7 protein-coding genes and 3 pseudogenes are annotated in these 7546 nt (G+C 43.0%); all 10 read right to left on the bottom strand.

Annotation, left to right across the window (positions count from 1 at the left end):
• Positions 1-106 precede the first annotated feature (106 nt).
• A pseudogene (locus KXG62_RS33375) lies at positions 107-445 on the bottom strand (helix-turn-helix transcriptional regulator); the annotation flags it as partial.
• Between the two features lie 225 nt (positions 446-670).
• Complete coding sequence (locus KXG62_RS34770) at positions 671-1078, bottom strand: GNAT family N-acetyltransferase (RefSeq protein ID WP_218096320.1); 408 nt, start codon at positions 1076-1078, stop codon at positions 671-673.
• 382 nt (positions 1079-1460) lie between these two features.
• Positions 1461-1862 carry an RCC1 domain-containing protein gene (locus KXG62_RS33365; protein WP_218096319.1) on the bottom strand — a complete coding sequence of 134 codons (402 nt, stop codon included), beginning with the start codon at positions 1860-1862 and terminating at the stop codon, positions 1461-1463.
• A gap of 295 nt (positions 1863-2157) precedes the next feature.
• Positions 2158-3186: a serine hydrolase domain-containing protein gene (locus KXG62_RS33360; RefSeq protein WP_218096322.1), complete on the bottom strand. Its 1029-nt coding sequence runs from the start codon at positions 3184-3186 to the stop codon at positions 2158-2160.
• 260 nt (positions 3187-3446) lie between these two features.
• A pseudogene (locus KXG62_RS34765) lies at positions 3447-3578 on the bottom strand (histidine phosphatase family protein); the annotation flags it as partial.
• Between the two features lie 14 nt (positions 3579-3592).
• A complete protein-coding gene (locus KXG62_RS34315; protein WP_218096318.1) occupies positions 3593-3931 on the bottom strand; it encodes a histidine phosphatase family protein in 339 nt (112 codons plus the stop codon).
• Positions 3932-4069: 138 nt separating this feature from the next.
• The gene (locus KXG62_RS33345; protein WP_218096317.1) at positions 4070-5062 is read right to left on the bottom strand and encodes a phosphotransferase enzyme family protein; all 993 of its coding nucleotides are present in this window, start codon (positions 5060-5062) and stop codon (positions 4070-4072) included.
• A 358-nt stretch (positions 5063-5420) separates the two neighbouring features.
• Positions 5421-5576, bottom strand: a pseudogene (locus KXG62_RS33340) (aminopeptidase); the annotation flags it as partial.
• Between the two features lie 66 nt (positions 5577-5642).
• Entirely contained in the window at positions 5643-6305 is a 663-nt protein-coding gene (locus tag KXG62_RS33335; RefSeq protein ID WP_246627762.1) for a nucleotidyltransferase domain-containing protein, read from the bottom strand.
• 336 nt (positions 6306-6641) lie between these two features.
• Positions 6642-7388 carry a GNAT family N-acetyltransferase gene (locus tag KXG62_RS33330; protein WP_218096315.1) on the bottom strand — a complete coding sequence of 249 codons (747 nt, stop codon included), beginning with the start codon at positions 7386-7388 and terminating at the stop codon, positions 6642-6644.
• Between the last annotated feature and the right edge of the window lie 158 nt (positions 7389-7546).

Here is a 7546-nt window from a genome sequence, read left to right as displayed (position 1 = left end):
AACTTCACAGGCACAGCGTATCCTTCAACTTGCTTGGCTTTTACACATTTCAATGTTTTTCTTTAACTGGCTCGTCAGAAAGACAATGCCAAAAACTGATTTTTCACCACACTTTTAGAGAAACGCCTTTATCGCGCGCAGATATTGGCATGATCCCATGAAGATTCTTAAACGCCCGTGTAAACGCTTCCGGCGAGTCATATCCATATTTCATAGCTACATCAATCACCTTTACATCTGTTGTCTGCAGTTCAAATGCTGCTAATGTCAACCGTCGACGTCGAATGTACTCAGATAACGATACTCCAGTAATAAACGGAAACATTCTTTGAAAATGATAAGTAGAGCAACAGGCTCTCCGCGCTATTTCATCATATGAGATATTGTCCGCTAGGTTTGTTTCGATATATTCCATGGCGCTATTCATCCTGCCCAACCAATCCATCGTTTTCCCTCCCTTCAAGCTAAATTTTATCGCAGATAAAAAATGAATACCGTGCATTTTCTGCACCAAAAAGTCAGCATGTCGAAGATAATATAAAATCCCAAACGTCGATGAAGATCGATCCCAACAAATCCAATGTAATAGTAACTTGAGCTATGCTGCCCGTTACTTCGACGCGTATCAGAAAGAGCTACCCTAGCGGCAGCTCCATACTATCGTTACCGGTTAGCTCAATCCCCTATCTGGAATCGTTAAGATGAATTTTTGCCGAGATCCCCCCTCAGGACCCTTTGGGATTAACTCGTTCGAAGGTATAAACCCAAACTTTTTATACAGGCTTCTTGCAGCTTTGCCGTTAGGGATATCATCACCAAAGGTTATAACTGACACTTCTGAAGAAGGCTGAACTAGACTTAGTACCTGATAAAGCAATACCGTCGCTACTCCTCTTCCCCTCGATTGGGATGAAACTGATAGCCACCCAATTTTGTAGCTTGGTGCATTTGAAGAAGAAAACAACACGGCACCAAGTAAGTTTGCACCTGGCGAACCATTATTCTCTCGTACACAATAAGCAGTACCTCGGTTAATATTTTTCTCTAATGCGCGAATAAAACTTGGGTTATCCAACATATGACCAAATAGGTACTCAACTTCTGCGGCTAATTCTAACCATCCTTGTATCTTCTTTTGTTGCGTTCACGACATCCATTATTTTACTCCCCCCAAGCGTACATCTGTTTCCTAATATTACCACACTATCTGCCATTTAGCTTAACGAGGCCGCCCGATTGATCCCGCGGCGGCCTCGTTAATGCGTTTTCTACGCTATCGTTCTTCGTTAGCTCAAAGATTTCGGGACTTGTTCTGCCATTAGTTATCGATGAAAAAGTGCTGCTTATTGGAAAGTGCCAAGGTAAGATTATAAATGATTTGCCTTGTTCTTATAAAACCGTTTTTATATATTCAAACGCGTGCCATGCAGCAGCTTCATTAGATTTTATTCTATATGCCGTTATTCCGTATCCGGACTGAGTTCCACACGGGTCGGAATCGGCTGAAAAGATTGGGCTTGCCCAAACGTACCGTGCAGATCGTAGCCCCACATCCATAAGGATCCGTCCTTCTTGATCACTGCATTTGTATGATTGCCGGTGTATACCGCATCCGCATCCGTTAACCCCTCGATTGGAGCGGGTTCTCTATAATATTCTGGATAAAAACGTACCTGGAAGGAGTCTATCATTTGTTTGTGCGTTTTTGGGAAATACCCCATCCCCCATACCGTTCCGTCTTTCTTCAATGCCAGCAGGCGATCGCCGCTGTAGGAGAGAGATATATCAACGATGTCGGATAAACCTTCGACCTGAAATGGAGCCGCACCTTTTACTGGGTCTTCATTTTTCGGCGTCGCCATTACGCTGCTTCCCCACATCCATACCGTCCCGTCCTTTTTGAGAGCAAGTCCGTAACCTGTGAGCTTCGCTATGTTATCCAGCCCCTGAATTTGTACGGGAGGGCTCGATAAATCGCACAATTGTTGACACTCCCAAGTCCAAACCGATCCATCCTCTTTAAGGATTTGAATTCCGGATATATCTTTAACGTGATCGATTCCATTGATGAGCAGCGGCCTTTGTTCTGCTACAGGCGTACATAACTGCCCCGTTAACGCAGCTCAGTGGCGGGTCGGTTCCATTGCTGCACTCTTGTTATCCGTTACTGTAAATCTCATCATCGATACACTTCATCATGTCATACGCACCTGATGACCTATTTGAGCAGACAACAGCTTTAATCGATTTACGTAGGTAATACGCAGAGTGGAAGCTCACGCCAGGATCGTAGCCCATAACGTGATACTTTACGATGTCATCACCAGTTTTCACTATCCAGACACCATAACCGTAGAAATTTCCGTCGTTATCGACCATTGTATGTGCAGTAAGCATTTGCTGGGCGGTCGTAGGGCTTAATAGCTGATGTGTCATAAGTGCTTCCCAGAACTTTACCATGTCACTAGCTGTTACAAATGCCCCTCCGTCGGAGCCGCCTTTGACAGGCAATGAATAGATGTTTGTCTTCCACGTACCATCCGAGAAGTCGATGTATCCTTGTGCTGTGTTTGATGGAAGAGCATCCAACTCGAAATAACCTGACATATCCATACCAACTTTATTGAAGATATTTTCTTGAACATATTCGGCAAAGCTCTGTTGAGTCACCGCTTCGACAATCAAGCCCAACAAAATATATCCTGCATTGTTGTAACTAAATCGAGCTCCAACGTCGAACTTCATTGGTCTGTTTTGAAATAGCGGTAAGAAATCCTTAAGCTTTCTTATGTGGTACATTGGTATCTCACGCCACAACTCTTCGAAATTATCCATAACCTCTTCATCAAAGTAGTCCGGTATTCCCGATGTGTGCGTTAGAAGATGATGAATGGTTACCTCTTGGTCAAAATTCGAAAAGTCAAAATCAACACAGTCTTTGAGTCTTGAATCAAAAGACAGTTTCCCGCTATCAACGAGCTGACAAATAGCTACGGCGGTGAAAATCTTGCAACCTGAGGCAATCCCATATCTCGTCAATGTATTATTTGATAATTGTTCAGAGCGATTTGCATATCCGAAACTCAACTCCGCCAAGGAATTCAATTCATCTTTAACAACCACTGTTCCTGAGAAATCGTTACTTTCTCGAACGAGTCGAATCCTCTGTGCAATACTCGCTTGCATATTACCACCTCGTGTCATAGTCTTCTCTTCAACATTACTGCCACTTAGCTTAATGAAGCCGCCCAATCGATCCAGCGGCGGCTTCATGATGATTTTTTTGAGCTATCTTTTACCCGTTAACGCAACAACGACAAATGAGATTTGTCGTTAAACGCCTCCAAGACGTGCTGGTTAAAACTGTTTTTGGTCAGTATAGAAATACTAGCAGGTGATGCTGATAAGTACGCTGTAGCCAGCATCTGTTCGGAAAATTGTAACCATCATGCAGTTATATAAGCCAAGGTTCCGCCGTGGGTTACAATCAACAAGTTCTTTGACTCATCTGACCCGCATAGTAATTCTATGCAGTCACAAACTCTCCTGTAAAATTCTCTCCATGTTTCACCGTTCTGAAATTCTTGATAGTCTAAATCAAAGCCACTGCCTGTTTTCGGATTTCTGTTGGTTCTCGCCCAATTTTTGTTTTACCTACCGCAATACTAGTGTTGATTTCCCGAAGTCCATTGTTTTGGTTTACTTCTAGTCCCAGCTGCTCTCCTATGATTTCTACTGTTTGTAATGCTCTCAATAGATCTGAGGAATAGAGGATGTATTCATTACTGTTTATGCTGTCCTTCAGCTTCTGTGCGACTAGCCCAGCTTGTTTTCTCCCTATTTCAGTCAGCGGCGTATCTGTCCATCCTCCTGACATTTCGTTTATATGATGCTCTGACTGACAATGTTGTACCAAAATAATTCGACCCATACCAATCCTCCTCCGATCTTAATTATTCCCAACTGCGTTAGCAGGGAAAAGGCTTACGCGCGTCCGCGGCGATCTCATGGCGTAGTTATTGAGCTATCGTTTCCCGATAGCTTAATGAGTATCCTCCATTTTAGGAGTTCAAAACTCATCGATCAACGAGATACCTTTAGTAATCCTCATTATACTATCTTGCAAGAAATCGCGGGTCCAGTCATCTGGTTTGCTTAAATCCCAGCTCCGATGCATACCGACAACTACAATGATTTCGCGAAGTTTAAGGAAAAGCTTCAACTGATCCTTCCAGCTGTCAGGCATTCGACGGCCATGCTCTGTATAGCCTAGCTCGAAGTGCCTTATGAAAAGTTCATATTGGTCCTTACGTTCAGACTTCGAATCTTCTCCGAATACATACAGCAAGTAATATAGCTGGATAGCAATATCCTCGACATACCAACTGTACTGGCACTCGTCGAAGTCGAAGAGCGTTAATCTCCCTGATTCATCGACCGTGAAATTTCCCACATTAATATCTCCGTGGATCAAACCAAAATTATCCGCACTAACAGGCAGACTCGCCAATTGTGCTTTAAGTTCATCAAGGGCAAAAAGGATTGGTCGAAGTTCTGACGGTAAATAATCTTTGGCTCGTAAGAGGTATTCATTAAACTCCCAAGAGTGCCTTTTGGCAATAGTAGGGTTGTAAAGCTTCGCTAATTCATGAAGACGGCCCGTTATACGTCCGCACTCTTCATAAAGTATAGAATTACCTAGACATTCTGGATATCCGATTTTACGGCCAGCTGCGTGTTTAAAGGAGGTTACGTAAAAATCCATCGTATTTCCTTGGACTCGTTCGCAATACTCTCCATTAACTGAAGAAATCGGTTCTGAAACTGATATACCATTCTCTGAAAGATAACGAATCCAATCTACTTCTGCTTCAAGTCCTTCCGACGTGCGAAGAGTGCTCGGAGTGAAACGGAGAATATACTTCAATTCATCGCGATTATAGGAATAAATAAAGTTTTGAAAGCCTCCAATGAAATTCAGTTCCTTTTGGCTGACCCCATAACGCGCAGCGCCTTCTGCGGCATGTTCGTCCAAGAACATTAATTTAATTTTTGGGTCCATTAGTTCTCCTTAGTAATTAAGATTTAAATATGACCTAACTCATTGCTGTTGCCTCAAATTTATAAAATGAATGCCCGGTGACATGTAAAAGCCTCACTTTCAAGATTTATCTATTCCATAGCAATCATCTAATCCATCTTATTACAGTCAACGAAATTGGCTGATCTATTGCATTAAACTGCCCGATCGCTTAATGAGGTTATGGTATTGTCGGTTGTCCTGAAAGTTAACATAATGGAGGCTGCCGATTGTTGTGCCTGCAGCCTCGTCATGTGTTTATTCAGTTACCGTACTCCGTTATATCAATGAAAATGCAGACTAACGCGGCGGACTCCCCTGTTCAAATATTGGTTTCAGCTTATTTTAGATTTTCTGGATTTAATGCCAGTAGCTGATCCGGAATAAAAAGACCATCTTTACGAATTAAAACACCGTCAAACCATATTTCTCCACCGCCGTATTCTGGTCTTTGAATACTCATAATATCCCAATGTAGCTGCGAATAATTTTTATTACCAGGTGACCGGAGAGGAACACAGCCGGAAGCAGCTCCACACTATCGTTCTTCTTTAGCGAATTGCTACAGTCCTTTAAGCCATTCGTGTCCATTAGCGTATTCCTTTATAAGGGATTCTCTTAACCATTGTTTTTGCTCGTAATCAAGAACCGATAAAGAAAGATCGAAATCTTGATAATGATCAAGCGTATCAGGACTGTATTCTAAGTATCTTGATTTATAAAATAAAACAACTTCTGGAGCTAAATACGGAACTCCATTTGATTTTAATAAAGCCTTATTTAGCCTTCTCTTAAGGTTTGCTTTTCCTGGCAAGTAAAAGTATTCGTCATCCCTCTGATTGAAAAGAAATTCTATGTAGGTAAAATCTTTTTGCTCCTTCTTTTCTAGACCAAATCGATACTTTTCATCCCCAATTGGTTCTAACTTGCAACGATTCTCATTTGATGTAAAACAAAATAGATTTCGTTTTTCAAAAGGTTCTTGCACCTGAAATAATTCGTGGATTACTCCCCCGCCACAAGCTTCAAATACCCTCCAGCCTGCAGCTAACATTAAAGCAATGATAGAATTTCTATCTTCCCAAAATACTGCAATATCCAAGTCTTTATGAATTCTTGTTTGCTTACCAAGAAACACATCGATTGCGCCACCGCCACAGACATACCAATCAAAACCATGGTTAGCTAAAAATATACGAGCATGTGATATAAGTGATTCCACCATTAACAACTCCCCACAACTTCCTTCTATTGTTCATCACAATTTTACAATAAATAGGTAAGTCATGTTAAATAATGGTTTATCTTCATGCTATCCTGCTCGTTAGCTTAACGCGGCTGCCGAATTATGACGGCTACCGGTTTATAACTTAAGTAGATCGTTGACCCTCTTCTGCGTAATGAGACTTAGAAAATGATGCTTTATTTGCAAGCCAAATTCATTCACGATTAAGCACCTATGTTTGTGTCTTGACTTCGCGACACAAACATAGGTGCTTTCAAATAAAAAATCACCAGATTACAGGGTTCTCAACGCACTCATGTTTGTGTCGCCGGACAACTATTTATTAGTGCGCATACGGTAGGAGTATTCATAGATCGTGCGGTAATTCAGCTTTTCGTACAACCGGTTGGCAGGCGGGTTGTCCCGCGACACCATCAAACAGCTTTTCTTCGCGCCGCAATCTCTCGCCCACTTCAATATATAGCGAAGCAACTGCTCTCCGGCCCCCTTGCCGCGATGCTGAGGGTGTGTGACGATGTCGAACAACCCAACGTATTCATCTTTTGCGATTCCAAGCCCGCAAGCGATAGCCGTCTGCCCGTCATAGAGCGTGAAGAAACCTGTCTTCATGAGCGGTCTCTCGAACATTTTCATTGTCGTGCGGCCATTCTTCTCGGACATTCCGTTCATCGAGATCAGTCGGTCGATCCACTCTTGATTGACGTGGCCAATTTGTATTTCATAGCGCGACGGTTCCGGAACGGCAGATAAATCCTCCAACTCCATAACTAGCGAAGACTCTATCGACTTGTAGCCGCGCTCTTCAAGCAAACCTTCTAGCTGCGGATGGATGAACGGCGTGATTTTGAAAATCGCCGGCTGCCCCGCCTCCGCGTAGATCGCTTCGCATTTCGCGATCTTATCCGAAAGCGATCGCTCGCCCCCTTCGTAGAGCGCGTTGATCGAGTTCGAACGCCTCGTGTATCCTTCGGCGAATCTCAGTAGCCATCCGTCCAACAACACCGTCTGCAGCGACGGCCAGGCGTTGATAGAAAACTCCTCTACTCCCTTTTTTGAAACCATACGCGAACCCCCCAGAGCTTCTTTGTCCATGCTCCACTAGAAGTGTGGTGAAAAACACCACGAATACTCGGTATGGTAGAATAATAGAAATACCTGATTAGAAATGAGGAACAGTTATGCGAGCAGCAAAACGGACCGGGATCCAGCCACAACTATTT

It is taken from the genome of Paenibacillus solanacearum, assembly GCF_910593845.1.
In the GTDB taxonomy this organism is placed as follows: domain Bacteria; phylum Bacillota; class Bacilli; order Paenibacillales; family NBRC-103111; genus Paenibacillus_G; species Paenibacillus_G solanacearum.
The sequence above is the reverse complement of the archived record's forward strand: the minus strand, read 5'-3'. Positions and strand labels throughout refer to the sequence as shown.